This window comes from Virgibacillus kimchii, assembly GCF_055379185.1.
Map to the genome: position 1 here is coordinate 2,850,677 of NZ_AP043951.1, position 26,997 is coordinate 2,877,673.

Consider the following 26,997-nt stretch of genomic DNA (forward strand, 5'->3'; position numbering starts at 1 on the left):
CAGATATATCCAATTAAATATATGGATTAATCATGCAGCCCCTTTTCCCGGAAGGTTAATGTGCATTTTATTCTGGCAAGTCTCCTGACTCATGGCTATCATTACTCCGCCTTCCCGGGGAATACCCAGTGGCATATAGAGTAAAATTTCCATTTACAGTGGCCGGACCGTTCAGGATTTTCACCTGATTCCTTTTTAATCATTTACGTATGTAAATGAACCAAAATAAATATATGAAGTTTTATTTGTCTCTTATTATACAGCATAATTTGTAAAATGCCAATTTTAACTACGTGCTAAATACACCCGTACAACCCATCAGGATAAATAGAGCAATAGTGCAGGTTACTTATCTTAATAAACGAATCATCAGAAAAGCTCTTGTTCGCAGTTCTTTCGTAGTTATGTTAAGATTTATTTGCAAAATATTTCGGATAATAGAGAGTGGGTGGGGGAAATTCAAGCACATATTAAGGAAATTCATGAGGATGCCTTTATCATTGATGCACATTTCGACTTGCTTTTGGATGTCGTGGAACAGCGTGCTGCCGGAAGAACAAAGGTGATTGAAACAGACCATTTACCGAAATTCAGGAAAAGTGGGTTTAATTTAATTGTTTCCTCTATCTTTATCGAGGATGCTTTCATTCCTGAAATGGTGCTTCATAAGGCATTGAATCAGGTCAGTGCTTTATACGCTGAGATTGATGAGTCACCGGAACATATTATGCTTTGCAAAACATATGAAGATATTGTGGAAGCCAGGCGGAGCGGTAAAGTAGGCATTATGCTTTCCTTCGAAGGGGTGGAGCCGCTTTATAATGATTTGTCTTTATTACGCATTTTCTATGAACTCGGTGTCCGGTTTGTCGGCATGACTTGGAGCAGGCGCAATCAGGCTGCTGATGGATGCCATTTTACGATGGAGGAAGAAGACCGCGGCGGAGGCCTGACACAATTTGGGGAAGCGGTGGTGAAAGAAGCGGAGCGTCTGGGGATGATTATCGATATAACCCATATCAATGATCGGGGTTTTGAGGACGTATTCCGGTTTGCCAAAGGCCCTGTCATCGCTTCCCATTCCAATGCACGGGAAGTAGCTCAAACACCGAGAAATCTGACGGATCAACAACTGAAGGATATAGCCAGTCGTGGCGGCGTGGCAGGAATTAATGTGGTAAGCAGAATTGCTGCGGCCGATCCTCATAAGGGGGCTGTCGACCTGTTGGCAGATCATATCGTACATATGAAAAAAACGGTGGGAATTGACCATATCGGCCTGGGACTTGATTGCTGCGATATGCTTTATAAATACTTGACGGAAGCCATGCTCGATCAAATGGAAGATCGGTCATTTGATATTATCAGCCATGACAGTTTGGAAAAACTAACGGAAAAATTACTGGAAAGAGGCATTAATAAAGAAGAGATTATTAAAATTTATGGTGGAAATTTCCTGCGTGTCCATAAAGAAGTCTTATCCAGATAGAAGACATATTTTCAGCAAGTTGGAGCATTGTTTTTAACTTACCTGGTCATGATCATTGCAATGGGAAAAATCACCCCGGTCATCCTACCAAGATGTCCGGGGTGATTTTTATGGTTCAACAAACCGCTCCGCCCCCTTTATCAAAGACCTTCTGCCAGATGAGTCCACTCCTGTTGCTCTCTTGGCAAAATTCACCGCATCTTCCACATCATCATAGAAATACTCCCCGCCAATCTCATCATACAGCCCTGACCTTTTCAATGTTTCCTTCAGGGATGGCACAACACCGGTTACAAGCAGAATCCCGTCATTCTTTTTAAAGTAGCCGATCATATTGTTAAAGTGAGTAGCACCAGTTGCATCCATAAATGGTACGCTGCCCATATGCAAAATGAGCACTTTCGGTTTGTAGTTAATCGTCTTTAACACACGTTGTTCAAATGCCTGTGCCGCTCCAAAAAATAGTGGTCCTTCAATTGTGTAAATGCTGATATCCGGATATTCCTTCAGCTGATCGAGGGCATGCAGTTTTGCTCTTTCTTCCGTTTGTGTCTCATCCGGGAAAACTTTTGAGATGACCAGCATGCTGCTCATTCGTTTGGCGAACAGGACAATTGCCAAAATGATTCCCACCACGACCGCGGTTGTAATGCTTGTAAAAACCGTCAAAAGGAATGTAGTCAGCAGAACAAGCGAATCACCCGACTTCATTTTCAGTACATGGGCAAACTGTTTCCGTTCACTCATATTCCAGGCTACGACCATTAAAACCGGTGCCATGCTTGCCAGCGGAATATAGGAAGCGTATGGGACCAGCAGTAATAACGTCACCAAAACAAAAATGCCGTGAATGATTCCCGACATTGGTGAGTAGGCACCGCTTTTAATATTGGTTGCCGTCCGTGCAATTGCCCCTGTGGCAGGAATTCCGCCAAATAAAGGCGTGACAATATTGGCAATCCCCTGGCCGACCAGCTCGCGATTACTGTTATGTTTACTGTTGGTCATCCCATCGGCAACAACAGCTGATAACAGAGACTCAATCCCGCCAAGCATGGCTATCGTGAAAGCAGGCACCAACAGGCGCAATACACGTTCTATGGTGATTTCCGGCATTTGAAATGCGGGAAGGCTGCTGGGTATCTCGCCAAAAACGGTCCCGATTGTCGGGATGCTTCCCGTGAAAAACAGGCTGGCCACTGCAGTCGAGACTACCAGTCCCACAAGCGGGCCCGGCACTTTGGGAAACAACTTTGGGGTCAGTAAAACAGCAACCAGGCAGATCACAGCCGTCACGATGCTGTACAGACTGACCGAATCGATATGCAGGAAAATCTCCTGCATATTGGCGAGGAAGCTTTCATGTTTTTCCATACCTGTCAGCCCGAGAAAATTTCCAATTTGTCCGGTGAAAATAATGACGGCTATTCCCGATGTAAAACCGATCGTCACCGGGCGGGGTATATATTTGATTAATGAACCCAACTTAAAGATCCCCATAAGCACAAGCATAATACCAGCCATAAACCCTGCCAGCAATAGATCGGCATAGCCGTATGTAAGCACAATGCCTAATAGTATAGGGATAAATGCGCCGGTCGGTCCGCCGATTTGAAACCTCGAACCGCCAAATACGGAAATTAAAATACCCGCAATAATGGTCGTGTAAATACCATATTCCGGGCTCACACCGGAAGCAACCGCAAAAGCCATGCCGAGGGGGATTGCAATAATCCCGACAATCACTCCCGACAGTAAGTCTTTTTGAAAGTACTCCCAGGAATAACCTTCAAACCTTCCAGTCCATATTCCCTTCAATTCATTCCTGCTCCTTTTTTTCCTTGTTATCCAGTTCTTCCAGCATCGAATACGTATCAATGAGATGGTTGTTAAAAATCTCCCGCGCCACATCAAGCAATTCGGTAATTGCCGGATCACGAAGGGTATACATGACTTTTTTTCCATCTTTCTGGCCAACGACAATATTTTTGTTGCGAAGTACACTCAACTGCTGGGATACGGCTGACCCTTCACTTTCGAGTATCTGCTGTATTTCATTGACACTTTTTTCCCCGTCCGCCAATAATTCAAGAATTCGAATGCGGAGAGGGTGTGCCATTGCTTTAAAAAAGTCTGCTTTAAACTGCTGCAAATCGTTCCACAACGAAATCATTCCTTTTATCTAAGACTCGTTATAACATATTCTAATATTTGAATATGTATATATTAATTATACTACAGTTTTGCTTAATTGCAACGGGGGTGCTCACCGATACCGAGGCCTTACCGGCCACCTCCAGCTTCCCAAACGGATGCCGGGTTCGTTTTCTGATTGGATCATTTCGCTATACGACAGAAGTAAAAATAGATACAATATGAGTCAAACAAAACGAGCCTAACGGGGGGACAGCCATGACAACCATTTGTTTAATCCGGCACGGGGAAACGGATTGGAATGTGGAACGGAGACTGCAGGGGATGACGGATATCCCGTTGAATCCAAGGGGTGTACAGCAGGCAGAGGCATGCAGTGCTTACCTGGCATCATCGAGTTATGACGTGCTTATTTCCAGTCCATTAAAGCGGGCGAAGAAAACAGCGGAGATTATTAATCAACAGCTGCATCTGCCGCTGCAATTGATGGATCAGTTTAAAGAGCGCTACTTTGGTGATGCGGAAGGAATGGGCTATGAAGCGCGCAGGATCGCTTATCCGGATAAAAACTACCCGAAACAGGAAAATAAGGAAGATTTCCAAGCACGGATCATGAAGGGGTTGCAGGAAGTTACCCGATTATATCCTCACCAACGGGTGTTACTGGTAGCTCATGGCGCCGTGATCAATACTATTCTTACCACCTTTTCAGGTAATGAGCACATCCTGGAAAATAACAGGCTGATGAATGGATGCATCAGCAACATTTACTTCGAAAACGAAACATGGAATGTTGAAGATGTTAATCGGACAGCTCATTTACCGAATTTTTTTCAATAGGAAAAAGCCGGCTCTTCCCGCATTCGGTAGAGCCGGTATAAATGATATACCCGGCTATAGAAGGCAGCTTCCATTATCCTCGCTGTAAATTTCCCTTCCTGCAGCTTTCTTGTTCTGGTTCCTCTTTCTAAACTGCTTTATTCCTCATCAAATTCCTGTGTCCCAGCATCGCTGTCAAGGCACTTAAGAGAATTATCCACTTCCTTTTTCCACCACAGCGCAGCAACTCTCTGCCTGGAACAGCACCTGTTTCTCCGCTCCACTAAAACTCGCTGTATCTTATGTTGCCGGGGTCAATTGTTTCCAGCAGGTTGGCCTCTTCCTCTGTAATCGGGGAAAAAGACTGAAAATCTTGATGCTTTTCTACAGTAAATCCAGTGTTTTCAACAATTTCTTCTATGGAACTGTACGGAAAAACGGAATAAAGACGCAATCTGCCATCCTTATGATCCCGCTTAAACACACCTAAAGGGGTAATTACGGAGTCCGTATTCCCTGCAGCCGTAGTCACTTCCAATTTTTCTACAAGACTATTTTTATCATGCTTTGTTTTCCATAAAATGCCCCGTTTCACCGTCGGCAGCAGCGCAGCACTTCCTGCTCCCCCCGGCAGCCTGACCTTTGGCTTGTCAAAGGAGCCGATAGCACTTAAATTTATCCGGCCGCTGCCATCAATCTGGGCACCGCCCAGAAAGGCAACATCCAGTCCTCCCCTTGCAGACAGATCGAAAATGTCTGCTAAAGAAAATGCTGCAATGGAACCTTCCAGCAAAGAATGATCTGCAGTGGAATAGTTGGAATAGCTTTGAGGCACAGCATCCACACCACCCGGGATATTCACATAGACAGCATTTTTCGCATGAAGGTTTTTTGCTAATTGAATAGCAACCGCCGGCATTGGGGAGGCAACCCCGTGAAAAACCCGCTCTTCATCTTTGATCAACCTTGCCATGGCAACGGTAATATAATCTGCAGCCTGCACTGTTTCCACACTAGACATGGGCGACACTTCCTTTCACTTTTTCCAGATATGACTCCGGATTTTTTAAGTAATCGGCTATGGCTTCCTGATCTATCCCGTAAAACGGGGCACAGCTTCCCGGTGCCGCTCCCTTTTCAGCATGGACAACGCCTTCCACGAGAAACCCCGGCACCTGGGGTTTCACTTCCCATTCCCCGGAGTCAATTACTTTTTCCGCTGTGACAATTACCCGCTCTGCTGCCTTTATCATAATCAAATCCTCATATAACGCTCCATCTATAAAAGCATTGCCTTGTTCATCGGCTATGTTCGCATGAATGACAGTTACATCCGGCTTCAGCGCCTGCACCGCTGCAGTTTCTTCATTGGTAAATGGACAGTTTACTTTACGAACGAGTCCGGTCAATTCGGGAAGCTCGCTCCCCTGGAAGCCATTAATCGGCTGAAAAGGCACCCCATAAATACTTGCTCTTAGAGCAGCAATGACACTGGCGCATGCATGCTCTTTAACAGTTACCTTTCCGTTTTGGACGCCTTTCCGGTAATTTGGTGCGAGCCCGAACATTTCAAAGCCAATATACCCGCCGTATGCTTTATCCAACACACCTTCCAATGCGAGTAAGTCGACATCAAGTGCACCAGCTGTTTTAATCACTGATATGTTTTCATTATTTTGCCGGATCAGCTCTTCCACAAAAGCGACCGGGGAGCGATGCAATGCGTTTCCTCCCAGTGCAAGCAGCGCTCCATTCGGGGAAATGGAAGCCACTGCTTCCTTTAAAGTAATTTGTTTAGACATATTGATTCTCCTTTTTTCGAAAAATATCATTCATCCTATGTTACGCAACGGTTACACCTTTACGCCAAAACTACACCGTCCGGGTCAAGGGCGTGTAATGTCTCCAATTCTTCTTCCGTCGGGTTCGGTGTGTATGTCCAATCTTCTGCAACTGCAATCGGAAAACTGCTTGCTTCCTGCACATCGTCCAATGTATAGCCTTCAAATAGTTCAAGCAGTGTCATTCTTTTTGTATCCTGGTCAAAACCATAAATCCCCATCTGGGTAATTACACGGTACGGACCTGTGTTTTCAGGCAGTCCCGCTTTTTCCCTTTCCCCTGGCCCAGTGAAGTAACCCGGACTTGTCAGAAAGTCCAGCTCCTTGACAAATTTCTTTTTGTCCTGCCGAATGAGTATAATAGTCCGTTCACATAAAGAAGCAATATCCGCACCACCACCAGATCCAGGCAGTCTGACTTTTGGTTGTTCCCAGTCACCAATAACGGTTGTATTCAAATTTCCGTATGAATCAATCTGTGCCCCGCCTAAAAATCCGTATTGAATCCAACCTGCCTGCGCAAGACTCATGACGTAATCCATCGATCCTACAGTGACCCCATTTTCATAGGTCAGGGATTCACTCACCTGAATGGGCAGTCTCCCTGTCGGTTTTCCGCCGACACCCCCGCCTTCATATACGAGCAATATATCCGTTGCCTCAGAGTTCAAGGCGTGTACAGATGCCAATAACGGCATCCCGGTTCCCACAAATACTGCCGTGTCATTTGGCAACATACGGGAAGCTGCAATAATCATTTTTTCTGTCTCATTTGCCATCGTTAACCTCTCCTTTTCGCTACTTTCGGGTATGCGGCTAATTTGTTTTCAATCTTTTCCAACTGACGAAGCACACGCACGCCGCCGATTTTTTCCAAATAATCATAATGGTCCCTGCTTCCAAATACATATTTCTCCAAATATGCCTCCACCGTTTTGTCCGCTGTGGAAGCATCCAGCCAAGTTTGCCAATGATCCTCATCAAAGGAGTAAAGCCCCGGAACCTGGTTTGGATGGGACCCGTATGGCGCCTCCACTACTGCATCAACAACAAAATAAGGAATTTTTGTTAATGCCGGATCATTGCTGATTACCTCATCATGCACAATTTCCTCGGTCGTAACCAAAACAAATTTTGCAGCATGTGCGATTTCCACGTCTTCTGCCACATTTCCATCAATCTGGCAATTACCATAACGATCCGCCCGGTGCACATGAAGAATCGCCACATCCGGGTAGCATGCCGGAAGAAGTTCTACAGGCTCTTCCGTAAATGGATCGATAATTGTTTTGGACCCGCTGTAGTGCAATGTATCCGCTCCGAGTGAGGACCGGGTTGGGTAAAAGGAAAGGCCTTTCATGGCAGCCGTAAATCTCCATTGAAATGCCGCATTGGTTGTTTCCGACAATACCTTTAAACGGCCTGACTCCACAGCTGCTCTCGCCGGCCGGGCAAGCCCGCGCACTTCATCGGCGAATCCATAGGACACCTCTGCTTTTGTTACATTGCCGGCTGCGGCCAATAACTGCCAATCATGCTGGGATCCCTTTGTGCCAATGGTTAGATCCCCGGTTTTTTGACGAATAATTTCGTGCACTGCAGCAATGGGATTTCTGACAGAACCCATGCCGCCAAATACAACATAATCCCCTTTCTTCACTCCGCTATTTACCGCCTCTTCCAGGGTTGTTAACTTCTCCTTCTTTTTCAGTGATTTATGCTTTTTTCTGAACTCCCTCATGTGATCAGGATGCTCCCATCCGTAAAGCCTTGATATATCTGTATCTTTCACGATTGTTTCCGTCATCTTTCTTCCTCCCTATCTTTTATCTACTGCTTTTGCTGTACGGTCACCAATAAACTGAATTAGCTGTACAAGGATGACCAATATAATAACCGTGGCGATCATGACTTCATTTTGAAAGCGGTAGTAGCCAAATCGGATGGCAAGGTCACCAATCCCTCCTCCGCCAACAATTCCCGCCATCGCAGAATAGCTTAATAAACTGATGACTGTGACGGTTAAACCGGCAATCATCCCCGATTTTGCTTCAGGTAAAAGGACATCTTTTATAATCAGCCACGGGGAAGCACCGCATGATTCCGCAGCTTCAATTACTCCTTTATCAATCTCTCTCAGTGAATTTTCCACCAGTCGTGCATAAAATGGCACCGCAGCAAAGCTTAGTGAGACACTGGCGGCAGTTGGGCCCATCGTTGTACCAAGAATCAGTTTGGTTAACGGAATAAGCACAACAAGCAAAATAATAAAAGGGATTGACCGGATGATGTTAATAATTGTGCCTGCAACCTGCTGCATAAATCGGTTTTCCCAGAACATCCCTTCACTTGTAACAAATAAAGCAATCCCCAGTGGAACACCAATGATAATCGCAAAGAATACAGCAATCCCCATCATCCATGACGTATCCAAAAATGCCTGCCCGAATTCATTTACCATATCAAGCGACATCGGCAAGCACCTCCAACTGATTCGTCCGCTTTGTAATATATGCAATAGTGCTGTCTATTTCCTTTTGATCCCCTACGATTTCAATAATGAGGGTGCCTAACGGACGATCTTGAATATACGTAATTTGACCATGCAAAATATTTATGTCAACTTGAAACTTGGCCAACGTTTCGGAAATAATTCCTTCTTCGGCAGATTTTCCTCTGAAGATAATTTGTACAATTGATCCCTTTCTCCCCTCAAGCAGCCGGTCAGGGAGTGACAAGGCATGGACCGTTTGCACGAATTCCTTCGTCAAAGGACTTTTCGGACCGGAAAACAGGTCATACACCTCTCCGGCCTCTACCACTTTTCCATTTTCCATGACAGCAATCCGATGACAGATCTGCTGCACGACCGACATCTCATGGGTAATCAGCACAATCGTAATTCCGAGCTTCTCATTGATATCTTTTAACAGTTTTAAAATGGATTTCGTTGTTGTTGGATCCAGTGCAGATGTTGCCTCATCACAGAGCAATACTTTCGGGTCATTGGCCAACGCCCTCGCTATGCCAACCCGCTGTTTTTGGCCGCCGGACAACTGGGCAGGGTAATGATCCGCTCTTTCACTGAGACCGACCATTTCAAGCAGCTCCGGTACACGCTGATTAATTTCCTGCTTGCTTTTTCCGGCTGCCTTCAAGGAAAATGCGACATTATCATACACCTTTTTTGAACTGATCAAATGAAAATGCTGAAAGATCATCCCGGTTTTCTGCCTTTCTTTTCTTACCTCCTTATCCGAAAGGCTGGTCATATCCTTTTGATCGATTAGGATTTTTCCCTCTGTCGGCCTTTCCAATAAATTCAGACACCGCAGCAATGTACTCTTGCCGGCTCCACTGTATCCGATGATGCCAAAAATCTCTCCTTTATGAATCGTTAAATTAACTGCTTCCAATGCTGTCACATTATCATATTGCTTTGTTACATTAACGATTTTTATCATTCAGTGCTCTCCTCCACTTCCACTTGATATGGCGGTTTCACATATCCTTGCAAGTGCTCATTGGTATATTTCAGAAATTTCTCGGATTCATAAGCTTTTCTTAATGCCTCCACAAAATCTTCATTCTCATCTTCCTTACGTACGGTTAAATAGATCAGAAAATCCTCTGAAGTCTTCTCTACATCCACCGCTTCTTCCAATTTCAAGCCTGAAGCAAGTGCAAAATTGCCATTTACAAATGCAAAATCAGTATCACCCAAAGACCTTGGTGTTTGTGCCGGATCGATTGGCTCCACCTGCAGGTCTAAATGATTTTCTTCAATATCATTTTCAGAAGCTGTAATCGGATCCGCTTCCTCATGAATCGAAATCCAGCCGTAATCCTCCAGCATATGAAGAGATCTTGCCAGGTTCACCGGGTCATTCGGCAATGTCACCTTCATTCCTGCTTCCACATCCTCAAGCGAAGTATGTCTTTCTGAATATAAGGCAATTGGTGCTGTCGGCACTGCAAAAGGGACAACTAAATCCATTCCATGGTCTGCATTGAAGTTGTTCAAATAATTACGGTTCTGGTATAGATTGGCATCAATTTCCCCCTCATTCAGCGCATTATTCGGTTGAATATAGTCGTTAAATTCCACGACATCAATGGAATAACCTTCCTCCTCAAGAATGGGGATAATTCCTTCCTGCAGTTGATCACTGTAAGGGCCTGCTGTTGCCCCTATTGTTATTTCCTTGCCTTCCTCACTTGCAGAAGTCGAACCACATGCAGCCAAAGCGACACCTGTTATGAATAGCAATAGGCAAATGAATGTTTTTCTCATCTAATAAACCTCCTGGTCAGCTTCAATTTTTGTTATTGGTTATGCCTGATTTTTCCTGGGACAGATATACTGGGCCGAACAATTTTTTGCATCTATTAAGCTATTAAAAAAACCTCTCACATCACTAAAAAGCTGCATAGCAATTCAGTGATACAAGAGGCCTCCAGTTGTCCGGTCAGCTTCTGTTTATTTAATTGGAAAACCGCTGTTTTTCAATCCGGTTAATTTGTACAATTTTCCCTTCATGAATCGTAATATTGATCTCTCCAAACCGTAAATCTTTCAGCGCATTTGTAATTATTTCATATTTCTCTTTTTCTTCTGTACCCTTCTTCACCTTCTGACTCACATCCTCACCCTTTCTTAAGCAGTATTCCAATTACAAGCAGCACTTTGATGAATGAGCATGTATTTCCGCGCAGCCTCGCCTCCCTTGAACAATTATACAGAGGGCTCAGTACTCACTTGAGGAAGTACCACATGAAAAAAGACCCCTTAATATATAAGAGGTCGAAGCATTACAGCATATGTAAGCAAAAACCTCTTATATCTCAGATAATATAAATCTGTTGGATTTGGCACCGTTTGAAATTAAAATCAATGGTTGCCGAGGTTTCACAGGGCCAATTCCCTCCACCTCTCTGTATAAGAGTTTTGAAATATTTAAATTTAATATGATGCTGTTTATTCTATCGGTTTCATTTTTAGTTGTCAACTGGGGATTTGCATTTTATTTTTTCCTGTACACTAATAATCCCGCTTTCATTGCTGTTAAAACTTCCACCCAGAACGAACTAAAAAAAATAAATAATACCCAAATAACATGCAAACTATTTTTAGCGAAGGAACCCGACTCTATTTTCATTCTTCAACCGGATGCTTTGCCTCATAAAGAAACTGATCCAGTTCCGCTTCATACATCTCCGACTGTTCTTCCGTCCAATTCAGCATTACCTTCATTTCTTCCATTACCGCGGCTTTCTCCTGGTTGACCCAGTCAACATCGAAAAATAATGCACCGGTGCGGCGGATGAAAAAGTCTGTTGGTTTGCAGGCTCCTTCGTATTCCACGCTGTAATGCAGCATGGCATAAGTCAGCGGCTGCAAACGGCTGTTTTTCACCTTTCCTTGTTTATATAACTCATAAAGCATGGGTGCATTCGAACCATAAAATTCTGCTATAAACCTGGCATCCTCTTCCGCAACGCCCGCTTCCACACCCTCTTTTACCTTTTCTTTCACGAAACCGGGAAAACCATCCGAACCGCCGACTTCCCCGCCGGATATCGGCAACGTTTTGGTGCCGGAACTGCTGAGCTGCTCCTTTCCTGTTTCCATTCTTTTCGTCACCGCATTTACCACACTCTCCGCCATCTTTCTATACCCTGTTAATTTTCCACCGGCAATGGAGATAAGGCCTGTGTCGGAAATAAAAATCTCGTCCTTACGGGAAATTTCAGAAGGGGACTTCCCTTCTTCATGGATTAACGGACGCAAACCGGCCCAGCTTGACTCTACGTCAGAGTCAGTAAGGTTTAACCCGGGAAACATAAAATCAATGGATTTTAAAATATAATTACGATCATTTTCCGTCATCGCTGGACTGGCAATATTTTTATCATATTCCGTGTCTGTTGTTCCGACATATGTTTTGCCATCCCGTGGTATGGCAAACATCATTCTCCCGTCCGGCGTATCAAAATAGACAGCCTGCGTCAGCGGAAAACGCGCCTGATCGAAAACCAGATGGACACCTTTGGTTAATTGAAGGGTCTTTCCCTTTTTCGATTGATCCAGTTCCCGGATGGTGTCCACCCACGGGCCTGCAGCATTAACAATATGATTGGCCTTTACCTCGTGTATTTTACCAGATAACTGGTCCTCCATTTCCACCCCGGATACGGTGCCATTTTCATATACGAGGTCCGTTACTTTTGCATAGTTTAATGCAAGTGTCCCATGTTCGACCGCTTTTTTAAGCACTTCAATCGTCAGCCGGGCATCATCCGTCCTGTACTCCACATAATAACCGGCTCCCAGAAGTTCCTTATCTTTTAAAAGAGGCTCCAATTGCAATGCCTCATCACGACTGAGCATTTTCCTCCTTTCCGACCGTTTTACTCCTGCAAGGAAATCATACACCCGTAATCCCACATTTGTCATAAAAGGACTGAAGGTACCACTTTTATAAAAGGGAAGCATCATCCATTCCGGCGTGGTCACGTGCGGGCCATTTTCGTATACGATGGCACGTTCCTTTCCAACCTCTGCTACCATTTTGACCTCAAACTGCTTCAAATAACGCAGGCCTCCATGTACCAGTTTCGTAGAGCGGCTGGAGGTGCCGGCAGCAAAATCCTGCATTTCAAGAAGTGCCACTTTTAATCCGCGGACACTCGCATCCAGTGCTATTCCTGCCCCGGTAATCCCCCCTCCGATAATGATGACATCCAAATCGCTTAATTCCATCCTGTTTAACGTATTGCTTCGATTTCTGCTCGATAGATACAATGCATTCATCCTTTCTTCAATATGAAAAAATACAGTGCCGGCTCTTGCCAACTCTCTTTCTGCAAGTAATTTTGAACCAGCGGAAGCTTTTGTTAAAAATAGTTTTTATGATTATGCAACAAAAAAAGAACACAAGTATACCTTCCCCGACGAAAGATAGACATTGTGTTCTCCTAAAATCTCCACAAAGATAATTAACTTTTCATTTTATTTTACGCTACATTGTCGTATTTGTCCATAATTATCAGCCAATTTTCATCATACATCATACTTACTCTGTGAACTTGTATAAAATCTCTTCCCGGTCCGCAGCGTAAATTCTTACGCCTGTAAAAAGGTACCTTCCTTCTTCCTCATTCATACGATACTTACAGAATGAAAGGAGAGAAGGCGATGCTGCCCACAAGTGAATTTTTACAAGCAATGATTCCCCTCTATCTCATGGCACTCATTGGATTTGCAGGCAGAAGAATGGAAATTCTCCCTTTGCATGCAAACCAGGTCATCACCCAGCTGATGCTGTACATCACTTTACCGGCACTGATTTTATATTCATTGAACACCACGTTGTCCTCCGGAATCCTCACCGATTTTGCCTGGCTCGTTACGATGTCCGTCTTTATAATTAGCGTATCTGTTTTGGCCGGCATATTGCTAAGGAGAAAGGCTGCGCTATCTATCAGCCGGAAAAACGTATACGAAAGTTTAATTGTTTTTGGAAACCAGGGTTTTATTGGTTTTGCCATCAGCTATATATTAATGGCAGAACAAGGGATTATGTACTTAACACTGTTTAATATTTGCTACTTAATATTAATTTGGACGTATGGGATTTTCCTTTTTACGAGAGATGATCCGAGCATAAACTGGAAAGCTTTGTTTCTCAACCCCGGTATTCTGGCTACCCTCGTTGGACTGGGCATGTTATTTCTCCCTTTTCAATGGCCGGCGACTCTATTAAGCACATTTGAAGACGTGGGAAAAATGACAATACCGCTATCCATGATACTTATCGGCAGTCTTCTTGCAGAAATCCGCTGGCATTACTTACGGCAATACAGTAAAAATATTTACATTTGGATTGCAGCAGGATGTAAATTGCTCCTGCTTCCATCATTTTTGCTTGTTTTCTTCTTTCTGCCTGTTCCATTTCCTTTAATAGTAATTGCCGTGTTGACTGCAGCCATGCCAAGCGCTCCCACTATTTCTGTCTATGCCAAGAAATACGGCGGTGATGCTTCTTTTGCTTCATTTGGGGTATTGCTTACCACCCTGCTTTGTGTGCTGACGATCCCACTGCTTTACAACCTGCTCCAGTGGATGCATTCCATTTTTTACTAACCATCGTGTATGGATTTCCAATAATTGTTCATACTATGGAAAAAAAGGTAAAAGGAGCGAGTATGATGCTGCATTTGGACACAGATATGGAAGGAAAGCAAATGACTTTTGGCTATGCTTTAAAAGAACTGAAAAAGTTTGGTTTTCATATCGGCGGAAACTGGGAGTATGACAGTGGATTATTTGATGGTGTCATGCATAAGGAAGATGGGGAAACCTATTATATTCGAATGCCTTTTCAAGTGATTGAAGGGGAGCTCGATAGAAGAGATGCATTGATTGAATTTGAAAAACCCTTTGTCATCAAACATGTCGTAAACCAAGGCCTGGACACGGATGAACATTCCCTGCTCACCGCAGCCGGTGGTTTGAACCAATTCCAAAAACCGCTGGATAAAGACGGCTATATTCCAGACAAAAGCAAATGGCAGGAATTTGGCGAGGAAGCCATTGGAGATATATTGAATAAATTACGAGATTGAAACTTTTGCAAAGCCAAAGTTCTGCAAAAGCGCAGCATATATTATCTGTTTCACAGGAGCTGGCACGCCTCTTTGTGCAACGGGAGAATCTTATAGCATCTCTGAAGGGGCAGGACGGCTTGTAAAAACACCGTCCTGCTAATTTAATATTAATGGGTGGGTTCAACACGGTGTAGTATGACTAACAAATATGTACGAAATCAGCTACAGCAAAAAGCAGCTCAAAGTCTGCTAACTTCCAAAATCAATGCTGGTTCCAACGCCTTCTTCCACTGCTCTTTGATAAACATTCCATGCGGAAACAAGATCTTGAAATGCTAAACCTACAGAACCAAAAATTGTTACTTCCTCCTGATTGGTACGACCCGATTGACGGCCAGCAAGTACTTCTCCAAGTTCAGATATATTTACATCTCTTTTGGTCAAACCAGCCCCTCCAATGGCACCCATCTTCTCTGAAAGATGAACATCATCACAAATAAAAACAGAACTTCCGATAAGCTCTGCACTAACCTCACATTTCCCAGGCTGATCAGCTCCCAGTGTGGTAAGGTGTGTCCCTGGCTGTATCATTTCCGGAAAAAGAAACGGTTCTTTGGACCAAGTTGCTGAAATAATAATCTCTGCCTTTTGAGTAATTTCCTCTAAATTATCAGAAGCAAGCACATTTACATTTAATTTTTTGCTCATCTTATCGGCAAAATCATGGGCTTTTTCCGGGATTAGATCAAAAGCGTATGCCTTGGAGATATTGCGAAAATATGTTAATGATCTTAACTGTAATTCGCCCTGGACGCCACACCCAATGACCGCAACCTTATCAGCTTTGGGCCTGGATAATACGTGTGTACCCAGTGCTCCGCAAAGACCGGTTCGAACAGATGTTAAATAAGAGGAATCCATAATTGCAAGCAAGTCACCGTTATGTACATCATGAAGATGGATAACTCCTTTTATAGCGGGCGATTGATTTTGAAACTTGGCATGAACTTTTACCGTATATGCGGGTATTTCCTTTACCAAACCGGGAAAAAGTATCATAGAACTTGAATTATCACTTGGGAGAGGTGAATGTGCGCGTTGTCCCACAATGTCTCTCATGCTGGAATACGTTTCAAATCCAGTTTTTAATTCTGTAATGAGTGCTTGTGGCGAAAGCAGACTTTTAATTTCCTTATGTGTTAACAGTAATGTCATTTGTCCTTCCTCCCTTGCACGTCCTCTGCTCGCTACTTTTAAGCAATTGGACGTGACATTAATCAAGGATATCCGTACAGCAGGTTTTTCGCCAAAGAGAATTACCTTTTGCATGAGCAAACTGATAATTTATATTTATCTGCTGTAAAAAATCCGAGATCTACATAGACAGGTTATCTTGCATACTACGAATAATTCCATAACTCCTTGCGAGATGTTGTTGTTGCCACTGCGCCATGGTCCAGCGCAAGTCTAATATCATCCGGGGACCTGATTAATCCGCCGGCTATGACTGGTGTTTCTGTCTGCTCGGCAATTTCCTGAATGACAGAAGGAATAATACCGGGTAATACTTCAATATAATCCGGCTTTGTTTTATCGACGAGTTCAATATTTTTCTTAATTGCAGAACTGTCAATGGCAAACATGCGCTGAATGGCCACCAGGCCACTTTTCTTTGCCATGGAAATGATATTTCCCCGAGTGGAAATAACACCATCCACTTTCATATGATGCACAAGAAATTCCATCCCATACTGATCCACCTGCAGTCCATTAATTAAATCCAGATGGACAATAATCTGCTTGTTAAATTTCTTTGCATATTTTACCAGATTCGGCAATTGTGCTATTCTTGTTTCCAGTAAAATAATGATCCGATGATCGGTTTTTAATAATTTCTCAAAGTCTTTTATTTTTCTGACTGCAGGGATTACCCCTTCTAAACGCTCCACACAAAGTCCCCCCAAGGTTATTTCACTTCCAGATTAAATCCTCACCAGCTTCATTAAACATTAAGTGAATGATCGGCCTCCATCAATTCTGTTTCGAATCGTCATCTCTGTTTTGATAGTTCGCCAGTACCTTTTCCAATCGATCCGGGTAGTCTGTGAAAATACCTGTCACTCCCCAGCTGATCAATCGCTCCATGTCCTGTTTCTCATTTACAGTATATGGGTGGATGAGCAGGCCTTCCCCTCGGACTTTCTCCACCAACTCTTTCGTCAGGGCAGCATGATTTACTCCGACACCCACCGCATAACTTTTTATTTCATCCAATCCCCGTTCTGATAATCCGGCTTCCGTATCCTGGTAATTCAACAATTTGATTAACGGAATGGACGACTCCTGTTCCTTCACTTCAAGCAAGCTCGATTTATCAAATGATTGAATAATCACTTGGCCTTCGGGAATATCCTTGCCGATAAGCCCGTGCCGGTGAAGTACTTCCAGCAATTCTTCCACCATGCCGGGATAAAGGTCAGGCGATTTGGTTTCAATATAGTAATTGGCGTCATGGCCAAAGGTTTCCATTATCTCTTCCAATGTTGGAATCTCTATTTGATTAAATACGGGTTGAGCAAGATCCGGGTTTTCCTCGTTAAACCAGCTTCCCACATCCAGTGCTTTTATTTCGTCAATGACCATTTTTTTCACAGCGCCTTCTCTGTCCGATGTACGGGATATATCTTCATCATGCAAGGCAACCAAGGTTCCGTCTTCTGTCATCTGCAAATCGATTTCAATATAATCCGCATTCATATCCTCCCCCATTTGGTAGGATACCAGGGTATGCTCCGGTGCATGTCCGGAAGCACCACGGTGGGCGATGTTGAGAAAACGGCTTTCGGACAGCAGAGAACCGCTTCGGTCCAATGCCAATTTTGGTCCTTGATCATTCTCCTGCAGCATTCTCCCACCCGTGGTCATTTCGTCATGATCTCCACAGCCGGCCAGGAAAATAAAGATCAGGAGGAATATAGTAATCTTCATCTCTATCACCTGTTTTTATTATATCAGACCCAACACTGTTCGTGATATATTCATCGTGTGCTGATAAACCTGCAATAATTGATTTGTCATATCCAGATAAACTGCACTTATATTCGGATTGTACTCCTGTTTGTTTATTAAACTGTTAAAATGCTCAAATTTCATGTCATTCTCAAACTGATTTACATAAGATTGAAATTGAATATTTTCCCTTGCCACCGTCATGTCCTCATCTTTGAAAGCTGACAGCGAGTTGGAATATGCCTTTTCTATATAATGTAAAAGCTTCTTAATCTGGGCTATATCTTTTTCTCCCAGCTCGATATTTTTCTTGTTTACTTTCTCTGCCGCACCGATATAACGAAGAACCGCATCTCCAATATGCTCTATATCATTTAATATATGCAGGAGCTTTACCTCTTCATTGGATTGATGGTTTGTAAGATTATTCTGCCCCAGCTTCAATAAATATTGTTGAATGGTAATGTAGGAAGCATCAATTATTTTTTCGATTTTAATGAGTTCTTTTGCCTCATGTTTCCCAGCTGTGAATTCCGTTAACTGTTCAATCATATTTGTTTGAACCAGTGTTGCCAACCTAACGATTTCACGTTTACTGTGGATCATGGCTTCTTCCGGAACATCAAGAATTCTTTCATTTAGTTTAACACGAAATAACGGTTCTTCCTTCTTTTCGGGAAAAAAACGTTCAAATCCTCCGGCAACTAATGGCAGTAATGGCAGGAAAATCAGTGCATTTACCACATTGAACAACGTATGAAAATGAGCCACCTGCCTTCCCGGTTCTCCAGGTAATAACCCGATTAAATTCATCATAAATGACAGGAACATAAAGAACAGCAAAGCTCCCGATAATTTAAACAGGAAGGAAAAGAATGCGAGTTTTTTTCCCTCCAGATTCAATGCAAGACTGGAGACGATAACCGGTAGCGTGGACCCCACATTCGCACCTAATATGAGCGGGATAATGGCTTCCACACCAAGCATTTCATGATCTATAAAAGCAATTCCTATTAATATCACAGCTGCACTACTGTGAAACAAGGCGGTTAGCACTACCGCAAGAAGCGCAAAAAGAATTGGCTGCCCTGACACATACAGTAATATGTCAACCACTGGCTGGTAAGCGTTTAACGGGGATACAGAAGTTGACAGCAAATGTATTCCATAAAAAATGAAACCGATACTAAGAGCCACCAACCCTGCATTCTTCCATTTTGGATGCTTTAAGAAAATAGTTAAAACAGCTCCCAAAAAAATGAACAGGGTGCTGTACTCTGAAATATTGAACGTTAGTACCTGTACTGTTAATGTTGTCCCGATAGCAGAGCCGAGAATGATACCAAAAGCCTGACTGAGGCTCAAGGCAGCACTGCTGACCAGACCGACAACCAGGATGGATGTAACCGTACTGCTTTGCAGAAAAAAAGTCGTAATGATCCCACTAAAAATGCCTTTCCAACGTTTATTCGTTAATTTCGTTAAATAGGTACGCATTTTTGAAGCAGCCAACCGCTGCAGACTATTACTCAAGAGATGGGTGCCGTACAGGAAAATTCCCAGTCCGCCGAAAAACCCCAATATAATAGTTAGAAAATCCATGAACCCCACACCAACTTCCTCAACGATAAAAAAACCGAACCATTGGCCATACTAATTTAAAAGCTTACTTGATATGCCTCTTGCCCGAAACCTTCTTATACCGTTTGAATTGTTCCTTTGTACGTTTTTGCACTGTTCACCAGATGGTCCCCTATTCTTTCCAAAAAACGGCTAATTACGATCGTTTTTAATTTACTTTCTGTAACCTTCTCTTCCCCTTCCACATGGTTTACCAGCATCTGATACGTGTTTTTATTCAGCTTATTCACATGTTGATCATGGGAAATCACCTGTTCTAAAAGGGTAACATCCTCATTTTCTATTCCTTCTATCAGCCAATACATCATTTTTTGTTCGTAAGAGAAGAATTCCCGGATTAACGGCTTCAACTCCGCAACATCCTGCCCTTCACTGATTGTGATAATATTGGTAAGCTGGTCACCAATACGTTCCAGGTCCCGTATAATCCGATTGATGGCAAATAACCATTTAATTTCATTCATATTTAATTGTTGCAGTGATATCGTTTCCACAATATAGGATTCTATTTTTCTTTCAATCTGGTCCACCTGTTCTTCAGCCTGAAATATATATTCTCTTTGTCTGTCAGAGGGATTGTTTAGGTAGGCAATATAGTAATCAGTCATTTTTAGTAATCGATCTATAATACTTAATGTGAGGTGTTTCATTTCTTCACGTTTTTTCACATAATAATTTTCTCTGCTGAGCATGTAAATCACCTCCATTCTGTGGTTTAGGAAAGCCTTGCCGGTGAGCAAGGCTTTTATACTATCAGCTATTCATATCTATTTTGTACATTGACGGTAATGTTTCCAGAATCCGCATTTTCCTGGCTGCTGTTTCATACGCTACATCTATTGCTGTTATTAACAGCTTTATTCACCGGCAAAAATAGCCGGATTATTGGAAAACACGCCATCTACTCCATATTCAAGCAGCTCTTCATAGCGACTTTTATCATTTACCGTATAAGGATAAACTTTATAGCCAAGCTCATGGCATGCTTCAATAAATTCCCTGTCTGTCCAATTTTGCATCGGATGGAGGCTGTAAACATCCAACCCACAATGTTTTGCATACTCCCACGGCTTAAGTAGGCGATAATAAAAAAGCAAGCCAATGGGTACATTCGGTGCTATATTCTGAAACTCCCTCAATACTTCATGATCAAAAGAAGAAACAATTACTTTATCTTCAAATTGATGATTCTTTAAACAATCAAGGAGAATTTTTTCAATACCTTCATACATGATCGGTATATTTTTTATCTCCACATTTAACAGAACATGTCTTGGCATGATCTCCAGGATTTCATCCAGCGTGGCCAAGGAAAGGCCGGTGAATGTTTCGGAAAAGGAAGTGCCAATATCAATTTGTTTAATCTCTTTCAGTGTATAATCTTTTACATAGCCGGCAGCGGATTTATTAAAACGCCCCAGGTGCTGATCGTGGATTACAACCGGATGGTTATCCTTTGTCAATTGTATATCCAATTCAATCCCCCTCGTATTGTGGGCCAATGCTTTTTTCATTGCCGGCAGCGTGTTTTCGGGAGCTTCTGTTAACGAGCCCCTATGTGCAAAATTAAAAGTCAATTTCTTCACTCGCTTTATCTAAAAGGCTTTCCCCGCGGTTCAAGCAAGAACTTGCCCAAAGGCGGGAAAAGCCTCCATGTATTTTAGCTATTTTCTCAAAGTGCGCTGTTTGGAATAAGAAGTATACTCCAGCAGCAAATAGGTAAACAGCTGTTATTCAGATTAAACCTTAATCCAGTGCATCGGTAATTCTTTGTGCTGCATCATCCAAGGCTTCCTGAGGATCACGACCCTCATACATTTCACCAAGTGATGTTTCAATGATCTGCCTTGCTTCCGGTAAAACTTCCGTCAATGCTCCTTGTGTTGCAGGACTTGGAGTAGTGTTTTCCAACTGGTCTACTGCCGTACGGTAAATCGGAAACTCATCATAAACTTCTGTTAATGCAGGCTCGTCATAAGCTGCCGGAGTGATTGGGAAATAACCTGTTGCAGCTGCCCATTCAGCCTGCACCTCTGCATCAGTCATATACTTAACAAACTCCCAGGCAGCATCCTGTTCCTCCTCGGAAACCTGGTTGGTAATCCAGAGTGATGCACCGCCGACAATTACACCTTCAGGATCCATTCCATCTGCTACAGGAAGTGACGCGGAACCAACTTCAAATGCGGAATTTTCAATGACCTGTGCTGTATTTGCTGTGGAGTCCAAATACATGCCAACTTGGCCGGCGAAAAATGGTCCACGCGGGTCATCCCAGTTGCTTCCATAGTTACGGAATGTGCCTGCTTCATTCATTTCATTTAACCAGTTAAAGATGTTTAATCCTTCTTCTGAATTAACCAATGCTTCTGTAGCATCATCGCTGCGTCCATTGTCATTATCAAGGTAAAGCGCACCCTGGTTTGCCATTAACTGCTCAAAGAACCAGCCGATCGTCGCCATTGTAAAACCATACGTATCATCATCGGACAACGCCTCTGCTGCTTCCTGCACTTCGCTGAAAGTGCTTGGCGGGTTTTCCGGATCCAATCCGGCTTCTTCAAACATATCTTTGTTATAGAACATGACAGCATTGGATGTATTAAAAGGCATGGAGTACAATTCTCCGTCCAATTCATAATAAGATAAGATATTTTCCTCCAAATTGGATACATCAAAATCATCAGCATCGATAAATTCCTGCATCGGCGTAATATAGCCGCCTTCACTCATATACTTTGTACCGATTTCAAAGACCTGTACAATTGCCGGGGCTTCATCGGAACCACCCACTGCACGAAGCTTACTTAATGAATCATCATAGCTTCCCTGATAGATTGCTTCCACTTCCACTGTGTCAGACTGTTCGTTAAAGCCATCCACAATTACTTCCAGGGAGTCCCCATTAATACCACTCATCGCATGCCAAAAATCAATTTGAATCTTTTCGCCATCCGAACCTGCTTCTTCCCCTGAACCTGCATCATCTGAACCACTGTCCGCATCTCCATCACCATTACAAGCGGCCAATGCAAACATAAGCACCAAAAGCAACGCCAAACTACCGAGTATTTTTTTCAACTTTCATTTCCCCTTTCAAATTTTTTTATCCTTTCAATGCTCCCGCCGTCAATCCCTCTCTAATGTATTTCAGCCCTATGAATAACAGTACCAGCGTAGGGATAAGGATAATAACCACCCCAGCCATTACCACATTCCAGGAAGAGGAACTTTCCGTGTCAATGAGCATTTTAAGACCAATTTGTACTGTCCTGCGGGATTCATCGTTTGTCACCAAAAGCGGCCATAGATACTGATTCCAGGTGGTTAAAAACCCGTAAATACCCAAGGCGCTCAGTGATGATTTTGATAATGGCAAAACAAATTTCAAATAAAACTTAAACCGTGAACACCCATCCATCTGCGCGGACTCCCATAACTCTTTTGGAATTGTCAGGAAATGCTGCCTTAACAGGAAAATACCAAAGGGCAGTGCAAAAAATGGAAAAGTAAGCCCCAGGAAAGAGTTAATCCAGCCAAGATTCAAGATAGTCAGGAAGTTGGGAATCATTGTCGCTTCCCAAGGGATCAACATGGTTGCCAGGAAAAGAAAGAAAATAACTTCCCTGCCCTTAAATGGAATAAAAACAAATGCATAGGCTGACAAACTGGAGACAATCAGCTGTCCCAGCATGACGATAAAAGAAACGGTAAAGCTGACAAACAGGAAATGCACAAGCGGAACCCTGTCAAACACATCAATATAAGCATCAAAGTTTAATGATGATGGCAGGAGCTTTCCTGCATAAATTTCCTGCGGATCCATAAAACTGGCCGATACGGCGTAAAGGAGCGGGAAGAACAATATAAGGGATGATAAGATAAGCAAAAAATAAAATATAATCTTCTTTATCATTGATAATGCACCTTTCTTTCTCCCACTCTAAATTGGATTACCGTTACGATTAAAATAATGAAAAATAAAATAATCGCCTGTGCACTTGCATAACCGAAATTACCGTATGAAAAAGCTTCCTGGTAGATGGAATAAACGATAATATTCGTCGCTCCTGCAGGTCCTCCCCCAGTTAGGATGTCGATTTGCCCAAATGTCTGAAATGACCCGATGATCCCGATAATAGTGACAAAAAATAAAACCGGAGACAGCAAAGGGATCGTAATTTTGAATAATTTTGCGAAATACCCTGCTCCATCAATATCCGCACTTTCATACAATTCTCTGGATATATTTTGCAACCCGCCAAGCAATATAATAAAGTTAATACCGATCTGCATCCAAACAGTCGTTAATGCTACAGAAAACAATGCCCATCGGGAATCAGTCAGCCAATTTATCCCGTCTATCCCGAATATGCCGAGAATACTATTCAGCACACCCAGACTCGGGTGGAATAAAAACAGGAAAATGGTTGCGCCGGCTGCCACCGAAACTCCAAGCGTGGACGAGAAGATAGTCCTGAAAAACCCGTTCCCCCTCAGTTTCTCGCTCGCAATTACGGCCAAAAATAAAGATATAATGATTTGCGCCGGAACCGTATAAAGCACAAACAATAATGTACTTACCATACTCTGGCGGAACTGGGGCGACTGCAGCAAATCAGCATAATGCGCCCAACCTACAAACTCACCAACCTGGCCCCCGCCACCGACTTCAAAGAAGCTGTAATACAATGTCATGATAATGGGATAGAATAAAAATACGCCCAAAAGCAAGAGTGCAGGCAAGAGGTAAAGCATGCCCGTACCAAATAAGTTACTCTGGTTCAGACGTTCTTTTTTCCCAATTACTGTTTTATTTTTCCCCAAGTCGTGTTTCCACTCCCTCTATGTAAAATTACTTGATTTGTCCTTTCAGAGATCGCCACCTCCCGCAAGTTGACAAAAATATAATCCACAAAAAAACGCACCTTCTCCATTGCAAAAGGTCATTCCTTGTGGATCTCCATTTCTCCTACTAATTATCAACTTGTCTTGTTTAAAATTTAACCAAATTATGAAAACGATGTCAAGCTTATTTAAGAATGTTTCAAAGTTTTCATTGCAGTACATTAAAAATATTCACCCCAAATCCTTCGATACGCAATACAGCGCGCTATCTGTCAACTCCCCCTTTCAGTTATATTTAAACAGATTGCACCCCTGTTGTGAAGGGGATTCGGGAGAACTTTACGTATTCTTAAAGTTAGATTAATAGGTAATTTACAAACCTACTATATTTTATATATTCATAAAACAAACGGCACAGAACGAAAAGAAAGATATTTTATACCGGCACACATGAAAACTGATCTGCCAAAGTAACGAAGCCGATTTTGGAGTATTCACCTACGCAATTCAACAGTAGAAAACAAACACTCAGATTTTAATTATGAGCAGTATTTTTACTATCTCCCCGTAAGCACCAATGAATTTTACTGCATTCTGTTTCATTATTCCATGCAAACAAAAAAGCCCTTCTGCAACAGAAGAGCTTTTTCATACTATCAATTATTATTTAACAACATTCGTTGCCTGTGGGCCACGGTTGCCTTCTTCGATATCGAAAGTAACTTGTTGACCTTCATCCAAAGTTTTGAAACCTTCGCCTTGAATTGCTGAGAAATGTACGAATACATCGTCTCCACCTTCAACTTCGATGAAACCGAAGCCTTTGTCTGCGTTAAACCATTTTACTGAACCTGTGTTCATATGAAAATTCCTCCATTGTGCATAGCGCACGTTTATTACTTTGGTTGTTCTGATAATAATTCAAGACGATGATATACATTTTAAAGTTATGACATTGATCTTGTATTGCTAACACGAACAATTAAGTTATTCTTAGTATAACACGTATCTTTCAAAAAAGATACCGTCTTTTTTGACGTCCCTGATGTAAACCCTTGCGCACGTCATTTTGATTCATTCCTAATGCTAAGTACACTTGTGAAAATCGCTATGTACAATGTCAATTCAGTTGTTTGTGGCCAATTAAATAAAAACAGAAGTACAAAACGCTATGCGCCTTGTACTCCTCACCGTTGTCTTATTTTAAATTATTCCGCAGGCTCAAGATCCTCAATAGAATCGATGTCCATATAGGTTGGTACTACCATTCCAAGCTTGGCACCTACCAGGTTTTCTCCAAGATCTTCAAATTCACCTTCATACTCTGCATAGAAATCACCATGCGTGTATGGCATCCATGGAGCAGGGGAAGCATCGCCATCTCCTGATGCAATAGCCTGGAATACAATCTGCGGGTCAACCGGCGTAATCGTCACATCATAACCTATGTCTTCCAATGCTAATCTCAACACATTCCCTGAAGCTCTCTCTGAATCCCATGGCGTGATGACTAGTTCTATGGAAGTACCATCTACCGAATCCACACCTTCTGTCCACCCGGCAACGGTATCTTCATTTTCTGCTACCCATTCCTCAGCAGCTTCTTCAATTTCCATGTCCTGCCCGGCAAGCATAATGGATTCCATATCCTCCACTTCCCAGTAAAATCTGTCGAGCACCTCATACGCTTCAGGCATGTCTTCCTGCAAGCCATGTCTTACGATGGTGTTAATATGTTCTTCGCCGCCATAAGCTTCCAATGGGTCATCCAAATACTTTAAGTCGTATTGCGCAAATTTATAGTGTGGTGTCCAACCTGTAACAATAATGGGTTCTTCGTTGTTAATTGCATTCCCGAGTTCTGTCAGCATGGCTGCTGTTGATGATTCTTCATGATGCCAGCCAGCAAGATTTTCATATTCCTCTAAAGCTGTATTCGTTGCCTGGGTAATTCCGGCACCCGGCTCAATCCCTGTAATGGTGTAATCCACAGCTTCCCCGACACCTTCCGTCGTTTCAGCCTGATCATCCCCGCCATTACCCGCAGTATCTGTATCATCGTCAGCATCATCTGCGCCACAGGCAGCCATAATAAGTGATAATGACAGTCCAGCAGCCAACCCTGCTTTTTTCCAATTCATCATGTGAGAAAGCACTCCTTTGAAGTATTTTTAGTATTTTATATCCATCTGCTTTTTTTATGCAAAAGCAATACAGCCATGCTATTGCAAAAATAGAACAACGGTTAAATGGTAAAGGTAGAATAACTTTCTTTCAAACGGCAAATACGATTAAAATTTTATAAAATCAGAGATGCATTAATGTGTATGAAATAATTTAGCGGAATTGCATTATTTTCTTTTGGTTTCCGCTATTTTTGGACTAAATTTGTTTTATTTATACTTATTTGGGCAATTTTATGTCCAAACTCATAGCGCCTTTGCATTTAGAGCGAATTGTATGAATCCTGCCATAGAAAGTATGAAAAGTAAAAACACACAGCCCTTATGTGAGCTGTGTGTTCTTTGTTTACCGGCCTAGGTTAAACCGGGAATATCACTGCCTGAAACTAACAGGCAAAGCGTT

26 protein-coding genes and 2 riboswitches are annotated in these 26,997 nt (G+C 42.7%); of the genes, 4 read left to right on the forward strand and 22 right to left on the reverse strand.

The window, feature by feature from the left end; genetic code table 11:
* Positions 1 to 57: 57 nt before the first annotated feature.
* A riboswitch (cobalamin riboswitch) is annotated at positions 58 to 240 on the reverse strand.
* A 208-nt stretch (positions 241 to 448) separates the two neighbouring features.
* Positions 449 to 1,489, forward strand: a complete 1,041-nt coding sequence (locus ACZ42C_RS13675) for a dipeptidase (RefSeq protein WP_461181636.1) — start codon at positions 449 to 451, stop codon at positions 1,487 to 1,489.
* A gap of 108 nt (positions 1,490 to 1,597) precedes the next feature.
* Here the strand turns inward: ACZ42C_RS13675 and ACZ42C_RS13680 are convergent, their stop codons facing one another.
* Together ACZ42C_RS13680 and ACZ42C_RS13685 are read right to left on the reverse strand one after the other, a co-directional pair.
* Complete coding sequence (locus ACZ42C_RS13680; protein ID WP_461181637.1) at positions 1,598 to 3,307, reverse strand: SulP family inorganic anion transporter; 1,710 nt, start codon at positions 3,305 to 3,307, stop codon at positions 1,598 to 1,600.
* 1 nt (position 3,308) lies between these two features.
* Positions 3,309 to 3,653, reverse strand: a complete 345-nt coding sequence (locus ACZ42C_RS13685) for an ArsR/SmtB family transcription factor (RefSeq protein ID WP_461181638.1) — start codon at positions 3,651 to 3,653, stop codon at positions 3,309 to 3,311.
* Between the two features lie 248 nt (positions 3,654 to 3,901).
* On the opposite strand from ACZ42C_RS13685, the gene ACZ42C_RS13690 reads away from it, so the two are divergent.
* On the forward strand, positions 3,902 to 4,483 hold the full coding sequence (locus ACZ42C_RS13690) for a histidine phosphatase family protein (protein WP_461181639.1): 582 nt from the start codon (positions 3,902 to 3,904) through the stop codon (positions 4,481 to 4,483).
* Between the two features lie 262 nt (positions 4,484 to 4,745).
* Here ACZ42C_RS13690 and ACZ42C_RS13695 read toward each other — a convergent pair whose 3' ends face one another.
* The 9 genes from ACZ42C_RS13695 to ACZ42C_RS13735 all read right to left on the reverse strand — a co-directional run bounded on the left by ACZ42C_RS13695 (position 4,746) and on the right by ACZ42C_RS13735 (position 13,117).
* Complete coding sequence (locus ACZ42C_RS13695; protein WP_461181640.1) at positions 4,746 to 5,483, reverse strand: CoA-transferase subunit beta; 738 nt, start codon at positions 5,481 to 5,483, stop codon at positions 4,746 to 4,748.
* A complete protein-coding gene (locus ACZ42C_RS13700; RefSeq protein WP_461181641.1) occupies positions 5,476 to 6,264 on the reverse strand; it encodes a CoA transferase subunit A in 789 nt (262 codons plus the stop codon). Before ACZ42C_RS13700 ends, ACZ42C_RS13695 begins: the two co-directional genes overlap by 8 nt.
* 59 nt (positions 6,265 to 6,323) lie before the next feature.
* Positions 6,324 to 7,082 carry a CoA-transferase subunit beta gene (locus tag ACZ42C_RS13705; RefSeq protein WP_461181642.1) on the reverse strand — a complete coding sequence of 253 codons (759 nt, stop codon included), beginning with the start codon at positions 7,080 to 7,082 and terminating at the stop codon, positions 6,324 to 6,326.
* Between the two features lie 2 nt (positions 7,083 to 7,084).
* On the reverse strand, positions 7,085 to 8,110 hold the full coding sequence (locus ACZ42C_RS13710) for a CoA transferase subunit A (RefSeq protein WP_461181643.1): 1,026 nt from the start codon (positions 8,108 to 8,110) through the stop codon (positions 7,085 to 7,087).
* 12 nt (positions 8,111 to 8,122) lie between these two features.
* Complete coding sequence (locus tag ACZ42C_RS13715) at positions 8,123 to 8,776, reverse strand: methionine ABC transporter permease (RefSeq protein WP_461181644.1); 654 nt, start codon at positions 8,774 to 8,776, stop codon at positions 8,123 to 8,125.
* Positions 8,766 to 9,767: a methionine ABC transporter ATP-binding protein gene (locus tag ACZ42C_RS13720; protein WP_461181645.1), complete on the reverse strand. Its 1,002-nt coding sequence runs from the start codon at positions 9,765 to 9,767 to the stop codon at positions 8,766 to 8,768. The genes ACZ42C_RS13715 and ACZ42C_RS13720 overlap by 11 nt, the downstream gene beginning before the upstream one ends.
* Positions 9,764 to 10,597: a MetQ/NlpA family ABC transporter substrate-binding protein gene (locus ACZ42C_RS13725; protein WP_461181646.1), complete on the reverse strand. Its 834-nt coding sequence runs from the start codon at positions 10,595 to 10,597 to the stop codon at positions 9,764 to 9,766. Before ACZ42C_RS13725 ends, ACZ42C_RS13720 begins: the two co-directional genes overlap by 4 nt.
* Positions 10,598 to 10,787: 190 nt before the next feature.
* Positions 10,788 to 10,934 carry a DUF2292 domain-containing protein gene (locus ACZ42C_RS13730; RefSeq protein ID WP_461181647.1) on the reverse strand — a complete coding sequence of 49 codons (147 nt, stop codon included), beginning with the start codon at positions 10,932 to 10,934 and terminating at the stop codon, positions 10,788 to 10,790.
* Positions 10,935 to 11,138: 204 nt separating this feature from the next.
* A riboswitch (SAM riboswitch) is annotated at positions 11,139 to 11,249 on the reverse strand.
* A gap of 209 nt (positions 11,250 to 11,458) precedes the next feature.
* The gene (locus tag ACZ42C_RS13735) at positions 11,459 to 13,117 is read right to left on the reverse strand and encodes a glycerol-3-phosphate dehydrogenase/oxidase (RefSeq protein WP_461181684.1); all 1,659 of its coding nucleotides are present in this window, start codon (positions 13,115 to 13,117) and stop codon (positions 11,459 to 11,461) included.
* Positions 13,118 to 13,501: 384 nt separating this feature from the next.
* Between ACZ42C_RS13735 and ACZ42C_RS13740 the strand changes: the two genes are divergently transcribed.
* Together ACZ42C_RS13740 and ACZ42C_RS13745 are read left to right on the forward strand one after the other, a co-directional pair.
* A complete protein-coding gene (locus ACZ42C_RS13740; RefSeq protein ID WP_461181648.1) occupies positions 13,502 to 14,449 on the forward strand; it encodes an AEC family transporter in 948 nt (315 codons plus the stop codon).
* A 62-nt stretch (positions 14,450 to 14,511) separates the two neighbouring features.
* A complete protein-coding gene (locus ACZ42C_RS13745; RefSeq protein ID WP_464891276.1) occupies positions 14,512 to 14,931 on the forward strand; it encodes a YugN family protein in 420 nt (139 codons plus the stop codon).
* Positions 14,932 to 15,162: 231 nt separating this feature from the next.
* Here ACZ42C_RS13745 and ACZ42C_RS13750 read toward each other — a convergent pair whose 3' ends face one another.
* The 11 genes from ACZ42C_RS13750 to ACZ42C_RS13800 all read right to left on the reverse strand — a co-directional run bounded on the left by ACZ42C_RS13750 (position 15,163) and on the right by ACZ42C_RS13800 (position 26,555).
* Positions 15,163 to 16,128, reverse strand: a complete 966-nt coding sequence (locus ACZ42C_RS13750; protein ID WP_461181650.1) for an ornithine cyclodeaminase family protein — start codon at positions 16,126 to 16,128, stop codon at positions 15,163 to 15,165.
* Between the two features lie 185 nt (positions 16,129 to 16,313).
* Positions 16,314 to 16,862: a glycerol-3-phosphate responsive antiterminator gene (locus ACZ42C_RS13755; protein ID WP_461181651.1), complete on the reverse strand. Its 549-nt coding sequence runs from the start codon at positions 16,860 to 16,862 to the stop codon at positions 16,314 to 16,316.
* A gap of 82 nt (positions 16,863 to 16,944) precedes the next feature.
* Positions 16,945 to 17,901, reverse strand: a complete 957-nt coding sequence (locus tag ACZ42C_RS13760) for a glycerophosphodiester phosphodiesterase (protein WP_461181652.1) — start codon at positions 17,899 to 17,901, stop codon at positions 16,945 to 16,947.
* Between the two features lie 18 nt (positions 17,902 to 17,919).
* Positions 17,920 to 19,524, reverse strand: coding sequence for a Na/Pi cotransporter family protein (locus tag ACZ42C_RS13765; RefSeq protein ID WP_461181653.1), 1,605 nt, complete (start codon positions 19,522 to 19,524; stop codon positions 17,920 to 17,922).
* A gap of 95 nt (positions 19,525 to 19,619) precedes the next feature.
* On the reverse strand, positions 19,620 to 20,255 hold the full coding sequence (locus ACZ42C_RS13770) for a phosphate signaling complex PhoU family protein (RefSeq protein ID WP_461181654.1): 636 nt from the start codon (positions 20,253 to 20,255) through the stop codon (positions 19,620 to 19,622).
* 165 nt (positions 20,256 to 20,420) lie between these two features.
* Entirely contained in the window at positions 20,421 to 21,140 is a 720-nt protein-coding gene (locus ACZ42C_RS13775; RefSeq protein WP_461181655.1) for a glycerophosphodiester phosphodiesterase, read from the reverse strand.
* A 169-nt stretch (positions 21,141 to 21,309) separates the two neighbouring features.
* A complete protein-coding gene (locus ACZ42C_RS13780; RefSeq protein ID WP_461181656.1) occupies positions 21,310 to 22,644 on the reverse strand; it encodes an ABC transporter substrate-binding protein in 1,335 nt (444 codons plus the stop codon).
* Positions 22,645 to 22,669: 25 nt separating this feature from the next.
* On the reverse strand, positions 22,670 to 23,479 hold the full coding sequence (locus tag ACZ42C_RS13785; RefSeq protein ID WP_461181657.1) for a carbohydrate ABC transporter permease: 810 nt from the start codon (positions 23,477 to 23,479) through the stop codon (positions 22,670 to 22,672).
* Positions 23,476 to 24,390, reverse strand: a complete 915-nt coding sequence (locus tag ACZ42C_RS13790) for a carbohydrate ABC transporter permease (protein WP_461181658.1) — start codon at positions 24,388 to 24,390, stop codon at positions 23,476 to 23,478. Before ACZ42C_RS13790 ends, ACZ42C_RS13785 begins: the two co-directional genes overlap by 4 nt.
* A gap of 684 nt (positions 24,391 to 25,074) precedes the next feature.
* Positions 25,075 to 25,272, reverse strand: coding sequence for a cold-shock protein (locus ACZ42C_RS13795; protein WP_144162257.1), 198 nt, complete (start codon positions 25,270 to 25,272; stop codon positions 25,075 to 25,077).
* Positions 25,273 to 25,619: 347 nt separating this feature from the next.
* Positions 25,620 to 26,555 (reverse strand): glycine betaine ABC transporter substrate-binding protein, encoded by a 936-nt coding sequence (locus ACZ42C_RS13800; RefSeq protein WP_461181659.1) that lies wholly within the window; start codon positions 26,553 to 26,555, stop codon positions 25,620 to 25,622.
* Positions 26,556 to 26,997: the final 442 nt, after the last annotated feature.